This is a genomic window from Cryobacterium sp. 10C3, from assembly GCF_034314285.1.
In the GTDB taxonomy this organism is placed as follows: Bacteria; Actinomycetota; Actinomycetes; order Actinomycetales; family Microbacteriaceae; genus Cryobacterium; species Cryobacterium glucosi.
In genome coordinates this window covers 3,415,947-3,432,633 of the sequence record NZ_JAVIWF010000002.1, presented here as the reverse complement: position 1 = coordinate 3,432,633, position 16,687 = coordinate 3,415,947, and the positions used below count along the sequence as shown (strand labels likewise).

Sequence of the window (16,687 nt, the reverse complement as noted above, 5' to 3'; positions counted from 1 at the left end):
GCGGGGAGCTAGGTGTATGCGGCGGCGAGGCGGCGGAAGCCCTCGTCGAGGGTCACCTGGGGGGTCCAGTGCAGGTCGGCGCGCGTGCGGCGTTGGTCGAACCAGTGCGCGGTCGAGAGCTGTTCGGCGAGGAAGCGGGTCATCGGGGGCTCGTCGGCTCCCGGGCGCACTCGCCAGGCGGCCTCGATCACGGAGCCGCCGCCGCGTGCGAGCGCGGCGGGAACCGACCAGGCCGGTGGGCGGACCCCGGCCGCCCGGCACATGCCGGCGAGCAGCTCGGCGACGGGCCGGGGCTCGCCATTGGTGATCACGTAGGCGTTGCCGTGCACCTCGCGCGCCCGGTCGAGGGCTGCACTGATCGCCGTGGCCGCATTGTCCACGTAGGTCGTGTCGATGAGAGCTGCGCCGTGCCCGAGCAGGGGAAGGCGCCCCGCCCTGGCCCGCTCGACGATCCGGGCGACGAGCTGGGTGTCCCCGGGGCCCCAGACCAGGTGCGGCCGCACGGCCACGACCCGCATGAGTGGAGAGTCGGCGTCGAGCGCGAGCAATTCCGCGCGGGCCTTGGTCCGGGCGTAGTCGCCGCGGGCACGACCGGGATCCGCCGGGCCGGCATCGCTGCCGACGATGGATGTCCCGGCGTGGGCCACAGAGGGAGACGACACGAAGACGAAGCGCGAGACCCCGGCATCCGCGGCCGCGGCGAGCAGGGAGCGGGTGCCCCCGACGTTGACGGCCTCGAAATCGCGCGGGTCGCCCGCGAGGGAGACCTTGGCCGCGAGGTGAACGACGGCGTCCATGCCGATGACGGCATGATCCACGTCCCGGGCCGAGGTCACGGAACCGAGCAGGTCCCTGGCCCCTGCGACGCCGGACGGCCGCCGCTGGAAGCAGCTCACCTCGTGTCCGGCCGCGACCAGCTCTGCCGCGATCGCGCGACCGAGGAAACCGCTCGCCCCGGTGACGAGCACCCGCAACGGGGTCACGGTCGCGTCATCCGCCCGCCGGAGAGGATGCCGCCCGCCCACCGGGCGAGCCGGCTGCGGTCGATCTTGGAATTGTGCCGGATGTCCGTCGGCAGCTGGGGAACCACGAGCACCGCAGCGAGAGGTGCCGGCGATGCCGTTCGGATCGCGGCAGCGAGTGCCTCCGTCGCGAGTCCGACCCGCCAGGCGGGCGGGCTCGTCTCGACGACGGCGACCAGCTGTTGGGTGCCCACCGGTCCGACCCCGACGAGGGCCGCACGGGCGACACCGGGGTGTCCGGGGTTCGGCCTGCCGGACATGCCCGCGGTGACCGCATCGCGCGGGGTCAGACGAACGCGTTCGATGGCCTGCTCGGGGCCGACCGGCGTGACGACGCCCTCCGCGGTGACGATGACGTGCGGCAGCCGGCCCTCGACCCAGAGCCGGCCGTCGGCGTCGAGGTGGCCGACGTCGCCGGTGCGGTGCCAGCGTTCGCCCGCGATCGCTCCGCGCCTGGCGGCCCGGTCGGTGAGCCAGAGCCGGTCGTAGTGGTCTTCGACGTGGGGCGCGGAGACGACGATCTCACCGGTGACACCGGTCTCCTCGGACAGTGCGCCTGTGGCCGCGCCCCGGTCGTCGAGAGCGCTGATCCGGATCCGGGTGGTCCCGGTCGGGCATCCCACGCAGACGCCGCCAGCGGAGGCCGCGGTCGCGACCCGGATGCCCTCGAGGGTGATATCCGTCATCAGGAGGCCCTCGGTCATGCCGTACGGGGTATGCGCTGTCGCGTCCGGCATCAACCGCGCTGCGGCCGCGAGGAGCGGCTCTGCGACCGGCGCGCCTGCGGACAGGAAGCTGCGCACCGCGGCGAGAGACGCCCGGTCGGCGGGGGTGAGGCGTGCCGCGGTCGCGACGACGTTCGTGAGGGCTGCCGGAGACAGGAACACGACGGATGCGTCGATCGCGGCGACAGCGGCGGCCACCGCGGTCGCGGTGAGCGTCTTCGGCGACGTGACGTCCATGTCGGGGGTCACCGAGCGTGCGCCGAGGGCGGGGCCGAGGAGGGCGAACGGCGCGAAGCCGGCGACGAGGCCCGTCCCTGGGCCCACGCCGTACTGCTCGCGAAGCGCCCGGCTGACCGCGGCGAGCTGGCCGTTCGTGTAGACGACGCCCTTGGCCGGCCCTGTCGACCCGGACGTGAAGAGCACGGCTGCCGTGTCTGCCGCGGTGGGCTCTGGTGGCAGGCCCTCATCCGCGCCGAGCGACTCCAGCTCGGCGACGGTGAAGGAGACGTCGAGGAGCCTGGCAAGCGGCCTGGCGAGGGTGACCGCGGCGATCTTCTGGCCGGGCCAGCCGAGCGCCCGGGCGGCGACCAACCCGGGGGTCGCTCCAATGACGTGGTCTGGGCGCGCGCCCCGGACGGCCCGGGTCAGGCCGCGGAGGCCGAGACCGGCATCCGCGACCACGACGACGGCGCCGATGCGCACGCAGGCGTACAACACGGCCGTGAGGTCGGCGCCCGGAGGAACGAGAAGCGAGACCCGGTCGCCCTTGCGGACGCCGATCTGGTAGAGCCCTGCGGCCAGCCGACGCACGCGCGCGGACATCTCGCGCCAGCTGACGCTGAGCTGGGCGGCACCGTGACCGGGCGCCATGTCGACGAGGGCGATGTCGTCGCTCTCCCGGAATTCATCGAGGTAGTGCCAGAGCGGCCGGTAGTCGCCGCGGCCGGATTCGGGCGCGGGTTCCCCGTCCGAAACGTCCTGTTCCGGTCGAGAGTGACCAGCTGATCGGGCGCTCTCGACCGGAACGGGCCCGGCGGCGGTGAGGGCGGCGGTGAGGGCGGCGGGCACGGCGGCGAGCGGGGCGCGGTCGGCGAGCCAGGTCAGTGCGGCCGCGGCGTAGTCGACGTCCTCGGCCACCAGGTGCCCGGCCCCCTCGAAGCGGTGAACGTCGGCGTCGGGCAGTCGGTCGAGGAGATCGTCGAGATACCGGTCGCTGAAGATCGGATCGGTGGGACCCCAGAGCAGCAGGGCCGGCACCTCGAGGCCGCGAAGGCCAGAGGCGATGCGGTCGAGTTCCGGCGTGCTGACGGATCCGGGACCGACCGGGATGTCGGCGACGAACGCGCCGATCCCGCCCCGGCGGGCCGCTCCCCGGTACGGCGCCCGGTAGGCGCGTTTGACGGCGGCGGACAGCGGCGGATGCGCGAGCGCGAGCGTCGTGTCGAGGAACGCGGGCGTCGTGACGGTCGCGGTGCCGAGCACGCCGCCCTGGAGTGCCAGCCGCAGGGGCGCCGGGATCGCGGCGTCCTCCGGCTGGTGCACGGCGGTATTGAGCAGCAGCACGCCCGCGAGCAGGTCCGGGTGGTCGATCGCCCAGCCGAGCGAGACGACTCCGCCCCAGTCGTGGCCGAAGGTGACGACCGGGCCGGTGAGTCCCAGCGGTTCCGCGCCGAGCGCGTCCGTGAGGTCGCCCAGGTCTGCGACCCGGCGGGCGAGCGGGCGCACCGTCCCGGTGCGCTCGGAGAAGCCCATCTCGAGCTGGTCGACGGCGATCACGCGCCAGGCCTCTTCGCCGCGCGTGGCGGCATCCGTCGCCTGCGTCACGAGCGACCGCCACAGGTACGACCAGGTCGGGTTGCCGTGCACGCACAGCACCGTGCCGACCGGGGTGATGCCGCGGGACGCGAGCACGGGCCCGTTGTCGAGCAGGTGCCAGGTGCGGATGCCGGCGCCCGGCTCCCCTGCCTCGACCAGCCTCGAGAACGCGGGGTCGAGTCCCGGCAGCCCCTCGGGCGGCAGGGACGCCGGCGCGGGCGTCGCCGCGGCGCGCGGCAGGCGGTACTGGTGCTGTTGCCGGGGGTGGGTCATGGTGCGCCCGGTCACCAGGCCAGTTCCATCATGGCGGTGTTGAGGCCGGAGCCGACCCCCATGAGCAGCACCCGGTCGCCGCGACGCAGGGTCTTGGCCTCTTCGGCCAGGGTGATCGGGATCGACGCCGGCCCGACGTTGCCGAACAGCGGGTAGGTGAGGGGCACCCTCGCCCGGTCGAGCCCGGTGGCCTTCACGATCGCGTTGGTGTGCACGTCAGAGACCTGGTGCAGGATGTAGCGGTCCATGCTCGACCAGTTCCAGTCGCGCTTCGCCTCCGTCCAGGCCGACACGACCAGTTCCATGCCGCCCTTGAGCAACGCCTTGGCGTCGGTGAACATGCCGTCGACGCTGCCGACGCAGAGCCCGTTGAACTGGGTAGCGGCGCGGGTGACGCCGCCGAGCATGCGATGGCCTTCCGGATGCCGGTCTGCACGTCCGAGGACGGCCGCGGCCGCCCCTGACCCGAGGGTCAGGCTCGCGAATTCGCTCATGAAGTCCTTGCGGCCGATGTCGGGCCGCCCGAGCCGGTCGATCGTGTTCGCCTGGATTTCGTCGGCGTCTTCGCCGTCGATCACGACGGCGTAGTCGACCTGGCCGGAGTCGATCAGCTGCGCGGCGAGGGTCATCCCGTTCACGAACCCGAGGCACGCGTTCGCGATGTCGAAGTTGGTGGCGGACGACGGCAGGCCGAGGCCGTGGTGGATGCGCACGGCGACGGAGGGCTCGAGGTGCTTGCGGGTGACCGAGGTGTTGATCAGGAGACCGACCTGGCCCGGCTCGACGCCCGCGTCGCTCAGGGCACGCTTGCCCGCTGACACGGCCGCGTCGTCGAAGGCGAGGTCGCTGCCCCAGTTGCGGCGTTCGTAGACGCCGGCGACGCGCTGGAGCAGGCCGCTCGGGAGACGCAGGCGTTTCAGGGCCGGCTGCAGTCGACGGTCGATCTCGATCGAGGTAGTGACGATCGGTGCGAGGGTGCTCGCGACCGCCAAGAGCGCGACGTTTGTGTGCGACGTCGTTGCGTTTCCGTCCAAGTGCTGTTCCCCTGTCGAATTGCGGCGCCGCTGGCACGCCACGGTCCCCGGTATTATCCCCCACTCAACTGATCGTTCCTCGTATGCAGGCTGTGTGCCGCTCCCCCTGACCGCCCACCCCGTCCGCGAGAGCGGAGTTTTGGCCCTTAACATCGTGGTTTAAGGGCCAAATCTCCGCTCTCGCGGTTCGGGTGAGCGGGCGGGGCGGGGCGGGGCGGTCAGATGATGCCGGCGGAGAGGGTGCTCGGGTTGCCGAAGCGGTGCGCCGTGATCGAGATCGCCTGCTCACGGAGGAACGGCAACAACTCGACCCTGCCTGCCTGGGTGACCGGGTGGGCGTAGACGGCCACGTCGGGGCTGCCGCGGAGGGCGTGCGCGAGCTGGGCCGCCGCATCCGTCGCCCCGGTCAGCGGGTCGCCGCCGATCAGCCGAACCCGGCTCGTCGTGATGCCGCCGGCTGCAGCGCGGGCGAGCCATTCGGCGTCGCTCTCGACCGTGACCGGGATCTCACGCTCGGCGAGGGCGCCCCGCACGATCGGCGGCATCGGCAGCGCGCTCGACACCGTGAAACGCGACTTCGAGAGGGTCGCGGCGATGAGCACCCGCAGCAGGTTCGACAGGGTGCCGTCCTCGGCGAGGCGCACCGTGACGGGCAACGTCCGGTAGCGGAACAGGTTGCGTTCGACGCCGAGCGCGGAGACGTCCCTGACCGCCGCGAACTCCTCGCGCCAGGCGAGCGCGTCGCTGAGGGCCGAGCGGCGCAGTACGTCGAAGTCGGCATAGTCGAGCACGGGCTGCGACCCCTCGATGAGCTGCGTGACGCTCGGTTCGAGGCCGCGCAGGTGCAGGGTCGAACTGTTCCTGCCCGGGTTGGTCACCCAGCTGCCGAGGCCGTAGAGATAGTTCGGGCCGCCGGCCTTCGTGCCTGCTCCCACCGACGAGCGCTTCCAGCCGCCGAACGGCTGGCGCTGCACGATCGCGCCCGTGATCCCCCGGTTGACGTACAGGTTGCCCGCCTCGATCGTCTCGAGCCAGGTCGCGAGTTCCTCGGGATCGAGCGAGTGCAGTCCGGAGGTGAGCCCGTAGTCGACCGCGTTCTGAAAGCGGATGGCTTCCTCGAGTGTGCGCGCATGCATCACTCCCAGCACGGGCCCGAAGAACTCGGTGAGGTGGAAGTAGGAACCGGGAGCGACTCCCGTGCGGATGCCCGGCGACCACAGCGCGCCGTCCTCGCCCTGCTGTTTCGGTTCGACGAGCCAGCTCTCGCCGACGCCGAGTTCGGTGAGGGCGTGCAGGAGCTTGCCGTTGGCGGGTTCGATGAGCGGGCCCATCTGGGTGACCGGGTCGGAGGGTCGTCCGACCCGCACGCTCGTCGCGGCATCGACGAGCTGGCCGAGGAAACGCTCGGACCTGGCGACGGAACCGACGAGGATGACGAGGCTCGCTGCGGAACACTTCTGTCCGGCGTGCCCGAACGCGCTCTTGACGACGTCGGCGGCGGCGAGGTCGAGGTCTGCGGACGGGGTCACAATGATCGCGTTCTTGCCGCTCGTCTCTGCGAGCAGCGGCAGGTCCTCGCGGAAGCTCCGGAACAGCTGCGCGGTTTCGTATGCTCCGGTGAGGATGACCCGGTCGACCGCGGGGTGCCCGATCAGCCGGGTGCCGAGCTCCCGGTCGGCGAGGTCGACGAGCGCGAGGAGGTCGCGGGGCACTCCGGCCTCCCAGAGCGCCTCGACCATGACCGCTCCGGAGCGCTGGGCGAGCTTCGCGGGCTTCACGATGACGCCGGAGCCTGCCGCGAGTGCGGCGAGCACCCCGCCGGCGGAGATCGCGACGGGGAAGTTCCACGGCGGGGTCACGACGGTGAGGCGTGGGGGCACGAAGATGGCGCCCTGCACGGCGTCGAGCGCCCGGGCGCTCTCGGCGTAGTAGTGCGCGAAGTCGATGGCCTCGCTCACCTCGGGGTCGCCCTCTGCGATGGTCTTGCCGGTCTCTGCGGCCATCACCTCGATCAGGCGGTCGCGGTTCGCGGCGAGCGCGAGGCCGGCGCGGTGCAGGATCGCGGCCCGCTCCCCGCCGGGGCGCTGGCCCCATTCGTTGCCGCTCGCGGCGACGGTGTCGATGATGGCGTCGAGCTGTTCCTCTGTATCGACGCGGGCGGCGAGGATCGTGTCGATGCCGAGGCGTGACCCCTCGACCTGGGCGAGGATCCGGCGCCCCCACGCGCGGTTCGCCGGAAGCGAGGGGTCGGTGTCCGGCTCGTTGTGGAAACGGCGGATGCCGGCGGCCACGTCGCCCGCGCCCGCGTGGGTCAGGACCGCGGCCGTGTCGCTGAGCGAGCCGCGGGTGAAGCCGAGCACGGCATTGGTGAGGCCGAGGTCATCGTCGGTGTGCTGCGCCGCTTCGGCCGCAGACTCTGTCGCCTCGAGCTGGGTGACCGCAGAACGGTCCTGGCTTCGGTTCGGCGCTGGCACGAAGGCCTCGGGGCCGACCGATGATTCGAGTGCCCGGAGTGAGGCGAGGAAGCGCTCCTTCTCGCGTTCGAAGAGCGGGGGCGAGGTCGTGAGTTCGAACACGGCGGACATGAAGTTGTCCTGGCTCGCGTTCTCCTCGAGGCGGCGGATCAGGTAGCTGATCGCCACGTCGAACTCGGCCGGGTTGACGACGGGCGTGTAGAGCAGCAGCCTGCCGACGTCCCGGCTCACGGCCTCGGCCTGGCTCGTCGCCATGCCCAGCAGCATCTCGAACTCGACCCGGTCGTCGACGCCGCGCCGCTTGGCGAGGAGGTGGGCCCACGCCACGTCGAAGAGGTTGTGCCCGGCGACGCCGATGCGGACGGCATCCGTGTTCTGCGGGGTCAGCGCCCAGTTGAGCACCCGCTTGTAGTTCGTGTCCGCGTCCTGCTTGGTGCCGTAGGTCGCGAGCGGCCAGTCGTGCACGATCGCGTCGACGTGTTCCATGGCGAGGTTGGCGCCCTTGACGACGCGCACCTTGATCGGGGCTCCCCGGCCGCGCGCCGGTTCTGCGCCCAGTGGGTCAGGCCCTGGAGGGCGCCGAGCGCGTCGGGCAGGTACGCCTGCAGCACGATGCCGGCCTCGAGGCCGAGCAGGCGGGGCTGGTCCAGGATGCGTTCGAAGACCGCGATCGTGAGGTCGAGGTCGCGGTACTCCTCCATGTCGAGGTTGATGAACTTCGGCACAGCGGATGCCGCGGCGAGCTCGTAGAGCGGGGTCAGCCTCTCGACGACCCGGGTCACGGCCTCGTCGAACGACCACATCGAGAGCTGGCTCGCGATCGAAGACACCTTGATCGAGACGTAGTCGACGTCGGGGCGGGCGAGCAGTTCCCTCGTGCCCTCGAGCCTGCGCAGGGCTTCCTTCTCTCCGAGCACGGCCTCGCCGAGCAGGTTGATGTTGAGCCGGTTGCCGGATTCGCGCAGGCTCGCGATCGCGGGACCGAGCTTGTCCGGCGTCGCGTCGACGACGAGGTGGCCGACCATCTGTCGCAGCACCTTGCGGGCGGCCGGGATGACGACCCACGGCAGCACGGGGCCGAGCACGCCGCCGAGGCCGATGGCGCCGCGCAGGTACCCTGGCAGGAAGCCGGGGGCCTTCTTCGCGACGGCCTGCAGGTTGTAGCCGGCGACCATGAGGTCCTGGGGGCGCATGACGCCGTCGACGAAGCCGACCGTGAAGTCGAGGCCGTTCGGGTCCTTGAGCACGCCGGCGAGGCGTTCTGCGGAGACGTCCGCCGGAATGGCGGTGCTCTCCGCGAGCCACTTCCTGACGAGCGTGACAACCTCCGCGCTCTGGGCCTGGTGCACGACGGACGGTGAGTTGCTCATGGTCACGAGGGTAGTCTTTCGCTCGCGCAACGGCCGGGAGCCGTTCCGGGGGACGGAATCTGAGTCCAGTGTCGCGGGAACTTCCGATAAGTAAAAGCGACCGTTTGTGCAGAGTAGTGGTTAGGATTTGTGTGCAATGGAGCCGAGCGGAAGGTGCACGGGATGCTGGACGTCCGGAGGTTGCGCCTGCTGCGTGAACTGAAGATCCGCGGGACCCTCGCCGGGGTCGCCGAGGCGCTTTCGTACAGCCCGTCCGCGGTCTCCCAGCAACTCGCCCTGCTCGAGAAGGAGGCGGGCGTCGAGCTCCTGCACAAGGTGGGTCGCCGCGTGCAGCTCACGGCGCAGGCCGAGATCCTCGTCGACCACACCACCCACCTGCTCGAACGGCTCGAGATCGCCGAGGCCGAGATGATGGCTTCGCTCACGACCGTCTCGGGCACCGTGCGGGTGGCGGTCTTCCAGTCCGCGTCCCACGCCGTGATCCCCCGGGCGTTGACCCTCCTGGCCGCCGAATTCCCCCAGCTGCGTGTCGAGGTGACCGAGCGCGAGCCGGAGCGCGGCCTGTTCGAAGTGAGTGCCAGGGACTTCGACCTCGTCCTCGCCGAGCAGTACCCGGGGCACGGGCGTGCCCACAGGGCGGACCTCGACAGGGTCAACCTGGCGACGGATGCGCTGCGACTCGCGCTGCCGTCCGCGAGCGCGAGCGCTGATCTCGCAGGCCTGGCGCGGATGCCGTGGGTCATGGAACCGGAAGGAACCGTCTCCCGGTCGTGGGCGAGCCAGCTCTGCCGCGAAGCCGGGTTCGAACCCGATGTCCGGTTCGAGACCGCGGACCTGATCGCGCACATCCGCCTGATCGAATCGGGGAACGCCGTCGGCATCCTGCCCGACCTGGTCTGGGCCGGCGCCGAACCCACGGTGCGCCTCGTCGACCTGCCCGGCCACCCGCGCCGCACCCTCTTCTCGGCGGCACGCCGCTCGAGCACGAAGCGGCCGGGCGTCGTCGCCGTGCGCGACGCGCTCGCCCGCGCGGTCACGCCGTGACGACGGTCGCGCCGTGACGACGGTCGCGCCGTGACGACGGTCGCGCCGTGACGATGCTCACGCCTTGACGGTGGTCACGGGCGGGCCTTCAATGGGGTGAGCACGCCCGCGACAGCGTGCGGAATGGGAGCATCCGTGATCACCATCCTCGCCCGCCGAATTCTCGTGGGCGCGGCGGCGGCAAGCGTCGCCGTCGCGCTGTCCGGGTGCGGGGCATCCGCCGAAAGCGCCGCGACAGGCGTCTGGGGCGACCCCAACGCCACGCGGATGCCGAGCCTCGAGCTCCACGAGGACCGTTCGCTCTCGGGCACCGACGGCTGCAACCGGCTCGTGGGCACCTGGAAGACGAGCGGGGACCGGATCGAGTTCGGGCCCATCGCCTCGACCCTGATGGCCTGCGAGGGTGTCGATACCTGGCTGGGATCCGCGACGTCCGCGACCATCGACGGCTCCACGATGACCCTCACGGACCAGGGCGGGAAAGAGATCGGCACCCTCGAACGCCAGCCGACGAGCAACCCGACCTGATCGGCAACGCCAGCGGGGAGCAGCGACCGCGGTGAGCGGCGCTGGCGACCGCGCCGCCCCGGCCGACACATTGATCGTTCGCCCTTCTCAATCGCATCACCGTCAGTTGTTTTACTTCTGTACCCGCCTCGCCTAGCGTGAATCCACATGAAGACTTTCACCCTGCCCGGCACCGATATCGTCGCTCCGAACGTCATCCTCGGCCTGATGCGCATCCAGGAGAAGAGCGACGACGAGGTCCGCGAACTCGTGCGCACCGCCCGCGACGCCGGGATCGACTTCCTCGACCACGCCGACATCTACGGCTCCGAACTGCACGGCTGCGAACGCCGCTTCGGGGAGGCGCTGCAGCTCACCCTCCCAGCGTGACGAGATCACGATCCAGACCAAGACGGGAATCGTCGGGGACGGGCCGTACTTCGATTTCTCCTACGAGCACATCATCGAATCCGTCGAGGGGTCCCTCGCAGCCCTGCGGACCGACCACATCGACATCCTGCTGCTGCACCGCCCCGACGCCCTCGTCGAACCCGAGGAGGTCGCCCGCGCGTTCGACGAACTCGAAGCCACGGGCAAGGTCCGGGCATTCGGCGTCTCGAACCACACACCGCGCCAGATCGACCTGCTCCGGAAGCACGTGCGCCAGCCGATCGTCGTCAACCAGCTGCAGCTCTCGCTCACGCATGCGCCGATCATCGCGCAGGGGGTCGCCGCGAACATGAGCGGGCAGGAGCAGGCCGTGACCCGCGACGGGGGCGGAATCGTCGATTACTGCCGCCTGAACGACATCACCATCCAGACATGGTCGCCGTTCCAGGCCGGCTTCTTCACGGGGTCTTCCTCGGCTCTCCCGAGTACCCCGAACTCAACGCCGTCATCGACAGGCTCTCCGCCCACTACGGCGTCCCGCCGATCGCCATCGCGACCGCCTGGATCCTCCGCCACCCCGCCAGGATGCAGGTCGTTCTCGGCACCACCACCCCCGGACGCGTCACCGGGGCGGCCCAGGGATCCGATGTGACCCTCACCAGGGCCGAGTGGTACGAGCTGTTCCGCGCCGCCGGGCACATCGTTCCCTGATCGCCGTCCGGGCCGGATGTCCCGCGCCGGCCCGCACGCTGCGGCACCCGTTGCTAGTCTCGAGGCGTGACGGAACCCACTCATGACGTTGTCATCGTCGGCGGCGGCCACAACGGATTGACCGCCGCCGCGTACCTCGCCCTCGCCGGCCGCAGCGTGATCGTGCTTGAGCGCGCGGAACACGTCGGCGGTGCCGCGGTCTCCGCCGAGGCGTTCGCAGGCGTCGACGCCCGCCTCTCGCGCTACTCCTACCTCGTCAGCCTGCTGCCGCAGCGGATCATCGAGGAACTCGGCCTCGAGATCGACCTCGCCCGCAGGCGTTTCTCCTCATACACGCCGAACCCGGCCGACCCGGCCGGCGGCCTCCTCGTCGACAACGGCGACGCCGAAGCCACCAGGGCGAGCTTCGACCGGATCGGCGCCGGAGCCGATTCCGACGCCTGGGCCGCCTTCTACGCCGACACCGGGCGGCTCGCCCTGGCGCTCTTCCCCACGGTCTGCGAACCCCTGCCGACCCGCTCAGAGGCCAGGCGCCTGCTCGGCGACGACTCCCTGTGGGAGCGCTTCGTCGAACATCCGCTCGGCCGGACCATCACCGAGGCATTCACGAACGACCTCGTGCGCGGCGTCGTCGCGACCGACGGCCTGATCGGCACCTTCACGTCGGCGGAGGCGGGCGACCTCGCCGCGAATCGCTGCTTCCTTTACCACGTGATCGGCAACGGGACCGGGGACTGGGACGTTCCGATCGGCGGGATGGGCGCCGTGACGGGCGAACTCGAGAAGGCGGCGCGGCAGGCGGGCGCCCGGATCGTGACCGACGCCGAGGTGACGAGCGTCAGCCCGGACGGAACCGTGCGCTACCGGCGCGGCGGCAGCATCCGCGAGGTCGCCGGGACGGTCGTGCTCTCGGGGGTCGCCCCCTGGGTGCTCGAGCAGCTCCTCGAAGCGGATGCCGGCGGCCGGGGCACGACAGGGGCCGCGCGTGCGGACGCGCCAGGGGCCCTCCCGAAGCCGGAGGGCGCCCAGGTCAAGGTCAACCTGCTGCTGCGCCGGCTGCCGCGGCTCCGCGACACGACGGTCTCCCCCGAGGCTGCGTTCGGCGGAACCTTCCACATCAACGAGACGTACACCCAGCTCGAAGGCGCGTACGACGAGGCCGTCCGCGGGATCATCCCGGACCGGCTGCCGTGCGAGATCTACTGCCACTCCCTGAGCGACCCGAGCATCCTCTCGCCGGAACTCGCGGCATCCGGCGCACACACCCTCACCGTCTTCGGCCTGCACGCGCCGAACCGCTGGCTGAGCGACGAGAACAACGACGCCACCCGGACGAGGCTGCAGGAGGCCGTGCTCGCCTCGCTCAACTCGGTTCTCGCCGAGCCGATCGAGGACCTGATGCTGACCGATGCCGCCGGCAGGCCCTGCATCGAGACGAAGACGACCCTCGACCTCGAACACGCCCTCGCAATGCCGGGCGGGAACATCTTCCACGGTCCCCTCGAGTGGCCGTTCCTCGACGACGACGCCCCGAGGGACACCGCGGCGGAGCGCTGGGGCGTCGCGACCCGGCACCCGCGCATCCTGGTCTGCGGCGCGGGCGCCCGGCGCGGCGGCGGGGTCAGCGGCATCGGCGGGCACAACGCCGCAATGGCGGTCCTCGAGGCAGAGCTCGACGACTGAAACGACGGCCGAACCCGCGGCCGGGGGCTCGCTGACGGAGCCGTCGGGCGATGCTGTGGCACGGGGACGCCCAACGGGTTTAGCCTGAAGGCACGGCTCGTGTTTCACTCATCGCGGAGGTCCCCATGTCAGCCAAACCCACCGGTCGCCTTGCCCATCGCGAGGACGGGCTGTACCTCATGCTCGATCGGCTCTTCACCGCCCCCATCGACGACGTCTGGGCGAGCGTCAGCCGGCCAGGCGGCCTCGCCGGGTGGATCGGCACGTACACCGGTGCGCCGGAGACAGGCGCCGTGCGCTTCAAGCTCTCCGAAACGGATGCCGAGTGGACGTACGTGACGATCCTCAAGTGCATCCCGCCGAAGCGGTTCACCATCAACCTCGGCGAAGGGGACGCGGCGAGGCACCTGATCCTGCACCTCGTCGAAGGCGCGGGCATGACCACGCTCACCCTCGGGCAGCGCCTGCACTCCGCTGCGGATGCGGCACGCGTCGGGCCGTTCTGGGACTACTACCTGGATCGCCTCGTCGCGATGCGCACGGGGCACCCCGTGCCCGGCCACGAGCACTACGCGGGCGCGCACGAGCTCTACTACTCCGAGCTCATCGTCCCGGACAAGCCCCCGGTCGTTCCCGTCCCCGCACCGCCGCGCGCATAGTCCTGCCGACCGTCCCCGAGGGTGCGAGCCCTCCCGGACGTCGGCGCGCCAAAGCTGCTGTGCCCGCTGCCGAAACGGCCGCTGCCGCCGGCTACTCCCAGAGACTCGGCGCGGCCGCGCGGGTCGCGGGCAGGGCGACGTCGGCGCTCCACTCGAGCAGCCACGCCGGGACGGTGAGGCCGGCGGGCGCCGGTCCGACGGCGGCGAGCAGTTCCTCGATTCCGACGACGCCCCCGCTGCGCTTGAGGAAGCGGCCCCGGATGAAGCCGAGCGCGAGGATCTCGGGGTTACCGTCGGCATCCGGTCGCACGAAGCGCTGCTCCACGTAGACGGCCTTCTCGTCGAAACCGAGGATGCGCGACTCGACGGTGAACCGCTGGCCGACGGTGAGCGATTTACGGAAGCTGATGGTCTCGCTCACGACGACGGGGTACCAGCCGCGTGCGGTGAAGATCGGCCAGATGCCGGTACGGTGCAGCAGGTCGAGCCTGGCGATGTCCATGATCGACAGGTACACCCCGTTGTTCATGTGCCGCAGGATGTCCTGGTCGGTCGGGAGGGTCACGAACCGGGTTCTGACGACGTCGTAGGACCCGACGCGGGGGCCCCGCTTCGACAGCCAGCCGTGGAAGAGGGTGCGGATCAGCATATGCATCCTGCGATGTTAACGCCTCGGGCGATTGGGTAGCATTCCGGTATGGTCCCGATCGATCACCTGCTCACCTTCGCGCTCGCTTCCGTCGCCCTCATCGCGCTTCCGGGGCCGACCGTGCTGTTCGTGATCGGACGCTCCCTGGCGCTCGGGCGCCTCGGCGGATTCCTGAGCGTGCTCGGGAACGCCCTCGGGATGCTGCCCCTCATCGCGGCCGTCGCGCTCGGCCTCGGCGCGATCGTGACCCAGTCGATCGTGGTGTTCACGATCGTCAAGGTCGTCGGGGCCGCATACATCGTCTACCTCGGCATCCACGCGATCCGGTACCGCGGCGCGGTCACCCGGACCCGCGGCATCACGCTCGTCGCCCGGCCGTGGTGGCGGCTACTCGCCGAAGGGTCGGTCGTCGGCGCCACAAACCCCAAGTCCATCGTGTTCTTCGTCGCCGTGCTTCCCCAGTTCGTCGACTACCGTGCGGGCGCGGTGCCGCTGCAACTCCTCACCCTCGGCACGGTCTTCGTGGTGCTCGCCCTCGCCGGAGACAGCGTCTGGGCCATCGCCGCCGGCTCGGCGCGGGACTGGTTCGCGAAGTCGCCGAAACGGCTGGAGAAGCTTTCAGCGGGCGGCGGGGTCATGATGATCGGCCTCGGCGGCGTCCTCGCCGCGACCGGCGCCCAGAGCTGACCCGCCGTCCCTAGACGGCGACGGGGACCGGGACGGGCAGGGCCGCGACGCGACGGACGAACGCGCCGAGACGGCGGTACACCTCCTGCGATTCCGGATGCCGAGCGTCCTGCTGCCAGGTGTGATGGGTGTTCGCCTGTCGCCGGTCGTAGATCAGGCTGTCCACCTGGATCGACCTGCGCTTGAGCGCCGCGATGAAGTTCAGGTTCGCCCGGTAGAAGTAGTCCCGTTCGCTCGTCGTGACGAAGACCGGAGGGAACCCGCTGTCGAGCCACTCGATCGGGTTCATGAACCGCGCCGCGGCCCGCAGCACGACTCCGCGCCCCCGCTCGGGCAGCAGCATGCGCAGGAAGTTGAGGCTCAGCACGAAGCCGCGCTCGAACATCACCGAGAGGTCGGCGATGCTGCAGTGCTGCACGAGGCCGCGGAGGTTGCCCGGATCCACGTGGGGTTCGATGCCGTAGTGGGCCGCGAGCTCCGGCTCGAAAGCGGATGCCGCCAGGAGCGCCGCGATGTGACCGCCGGCCGAATCCCCACCGAGCACGATCCGGGTGGGGTCCCCGCCGAAGTCGGCAATGTTGCGGGCCACCCAGTCGAGCACCGCATTGCCGTCCTCGAGCATGTGCCTGAGCTGGAACCGGGTGGCCATCCGGTAGTTGGCGTTGACGACGACCATGCCGTCTGCGGCCTGGCTCGCACAGTACTTGGTGAGCGGCGCCTTGTCGCCGGAGGTCCAGCCGCCCCCGTGGAAGTACACGTAGACCGGAAGCGGCCCGGCAGGGTCGTGCGGCACCATCACGTCGAGCCGGTGGTCACGGCTCTCATCCCCGACGTAGTCGACGTCGATGTGGTAGTCCACAGTATCGATCGGCTGGAGGTTGAACTTGTGCAGTTCGCCGGGTGAGAGCCGGATCATCAAGGCCCGCCAGACCCATACGGGCACACGGCGGAGGCTGGTTTCTCGGGGTTTCAGGGTGGTTCCTGCGGTCATGCGAGGGTGCTGCGGATCTGGTTCACAGCACGAACCTAGGTCCCGCGCGTGTGAGCGACCTGAGAAGCCCTCATGTTCCTGTCGGGGACAGGCCTTCTAGGGGTGCAGCGCCGCCCCGCCGAATGCTCCGGTCGCCTCGATGACCGCGCGGCCGAGGGTGTGGAACCGGAGGGTGAAGCCGAGCACGGCGGGAGTCGACCCGGGGTCGAGGTCGAGAGTGGGGACATCCACTGCGTGCACGATGAACTGATAGCGGTGGGTGCCGGTTCCGGGCGGCGGGCCGGCACCGATGAAGGAGGTGAGCCGCAGCTCGTTGGGCAGGGTGACCGCGCCGGCGGGCAACTGGGCACCGCCGGGGGCGCCGGCTCCGGCGGGAAGGGACGTGACGGCGGCCGGGAGGTTGAAGACCGCCCAGTGCCAGAAGCCAGAGCCGGTCGGGGCATCCGGGTCGTAGAGAGTGACCGCAAAACTCTTCGTGTCGGCGGGGAACCCGCTCCAGGACAGCTGCGGCGACCGGTCGAGGCCACCGGCTTCCTCGCCGAACTGCGCGGCCGAAAGCGGTGCCCCGTCGGTCACATCCGTGCTCGAGAGCGTGAAGAGCGGCACCTCGCCGTAGACGGCGAGCGGATCGGCGGTGGTCATGGGTCCTCCTG

12 protein-coding genes and 2 pseudogenes are annotated in these 16,687 nt (G+C 70.8%); 6 read left to right on the top strand and 8 right to left on the bottom strand.

Features of this window, described 5'->3' with window-relative positions:
- Window positions 1-8: 8 nt before the first annotated feature.
- The 5 genes and pseudogenes from RGU41_RS17230 to RGU41_RS21065 form a co-directional block, all read right to left on the bottom strand.
- A complete protein-coding gene (locus RGU41_RS17230; RefSeq protein ID WP_322137388.1) occupies window positions 9-974 on the bottom strand; it encodes an NAD-dependent epimerase/dehydratase family protein in 966 nt (321 codons plus the stop codon).
- A gap of 5 nt (window positions 975-979) precedes the next feature.
- On the bottom strand, window positions 980-3,835 hold the full coding sequence (locus tag RGU41_RS17225; protein ID WP_322137387.1) for an alpha/beta fold hydrolase: 2,856 nt from the start codon (window positions 3,833-3,835) through the stop codon (window positions 980-982).
- A gap of 11 nt (window positions 3,836-3,846) precedes the next feature.
- On the bottom strand, window positions 3,847-4,869 hold the full coding sequence (locus RGU41_RS17220) for a 3-oxoacyl-ACP synthase III (RefSeq protein ID WP_322136932.1): 1,023 nt from the start codon (window positions 4,867-4,869) through the stop codon (window positions 3,847-3,849).
- 218 nt (window positions 4,870-5,087) lie between these two features.
- A complete protein-coding gene (locus tag RGU41_RS17215; RefSeq protein ID WP_416173166.1) occupies window positions 5,088-7,859 on the bottom strand; it encodes a proline dehydrogenase family protein in 2,772 nt (923 codons plus the stop codon).
- A gap of 104 nt (window positions 7,860-7,963) precedes the next feature.
- Window positions 7,964-8,368, bottom strand: a pseudogene (locus tag RGU41_RS21065) (proline dehydrogenase family protein); the annotation flags it as partial.
- A gap of 507 nt (window positions 8,369-8,875) precedes the next feature.
- On the opposite strand from RGU41_RS21065, the gene RGU41_RS17205 reads away from it, so the two are divergent.
- The 5 genes and pseudogenes from RGU41_RS17205 (at window position 8,876) to RGU41_RS17185 (ending at window position 13,707) form a co-directional block, all read left to right on the top strand.
- Window positions 8,876-9,757: a LysR family transcriptional regulator gene (locus RGU41_RS17205; RefSeq protein WP_134449181.1), complete on the top strand. Its 882-nt coding sequence runs from the start codon at window positions 8,876-8,878 to the stop codon at window positions 9,755-9,757.
- A gap of 135 nt (window positions 9,758-9,892) precedes the next feature.
- A complete protein-coding gene (locus RGU41_RS17200; RefSeq protein WP_241987449.1) occupies window positions 9,893-10,285 on the top strand; it encodes an META domain-containing protein in 393 nt (130 codons plus the stop codon).
- A 147-nt stretch (window positions 10,286-10,432) separates the two neighbouring features.
- Window positions 10,433-11,365 (top strand): annotated as a pseudogene (locus tag RGU41_RS17195) (aldo/keto reductase).
- 66 nt (window positions 11,366-11,431) lie between these two features.
- Window positions 11,432-13,048 (top strand): phytoene desaturase family protein, encoded by a 1,617-nt coding sequence (locus RGU41_RS17190; RefSeq protein WP_134562103.1) that lies wholly within the window; start codon window positions 11,432-11,434, stop codon window positions 13,046-13,048.
- A gap of 125 nt (window positions 13,049-13,173) precedes the next feature.
- Window positions 13,174-13,707: an SRPBCC domain-containing protein gene (locus RGU41_RS17185; protein WP_134562102.1), complete on the top strand. Its 534-nt coding sequence runs from the start codon at window positions 13,174-13,176 to the stop codon at window positions 13,705-13,707.
- A gap of 91 nt (window positions 13,708-13,798) precedes the next feature.
- On the opposite strand, the gene RGU41_RS17180 is transcribed toward RGU41_RS17185, so the two are convergent.
- Window positions 13,799-14,356 carry an acyl-CoA thioesterase gene (locus tag RGU41_RS17180; RefSeq protein ID WP_322136930.1) on the bottom strand — a complete coding sequence of 186 codons (558 nt, stop codon included), beginning with the start codon at window positions 14,354-14,356 and terminating at the stop codon, window positions 13,799-13,801.
- Between the two features lie 48 nt (window positions 14,357-14,404).
- On the opposite strand from RGU41_RS17180, the gene RGU41_RS17175 reads away from it, so the two are divergent.
- Window positions 14,405-15,043, top strand: a complete 639-nt coding sequence (locus tag RGU41_RS17175; RefSeq protein ID WP_134560685.1) for a LysE family translocator — start codon at window positions 14,405-14,407, stop codon at window positions 15,041-15,043.
- A 10-nt stretch (window positions 15,044-15,053) separates the two neighbouring features.
- On the opposite strand, the gene RGU41_RS17170 is transcribed toward RGU41_RS17175, so the two are convergent.
- Entirely contained in the window at window positions 15,054-16,034 is a 981-nt protein-coding gene (locus RGU41_RS17170) for an alpha/beta hydrolase (RefSeq protein ID WP_241975507.1), read from the bottom strand.
- 96 nt (window positions 16,035-16,130) lie between these two features.
- Window positions 16,131-16,676 carry a YbhB/YbcL family Raf kinase inhibitor-like protein gene (locus RGU41_RS17165; protein ID WP_134449188.1) on the bottom strand — a complete coding sequence of 182 codons (546 nt, stop codon included), beginning with the start codon at window positions 16,674-16,676 and terminating at the stop codon, window positions 16,131-16,133.
- Window positions 16,677-16,687: the final 11 nt, after the last annotated feature.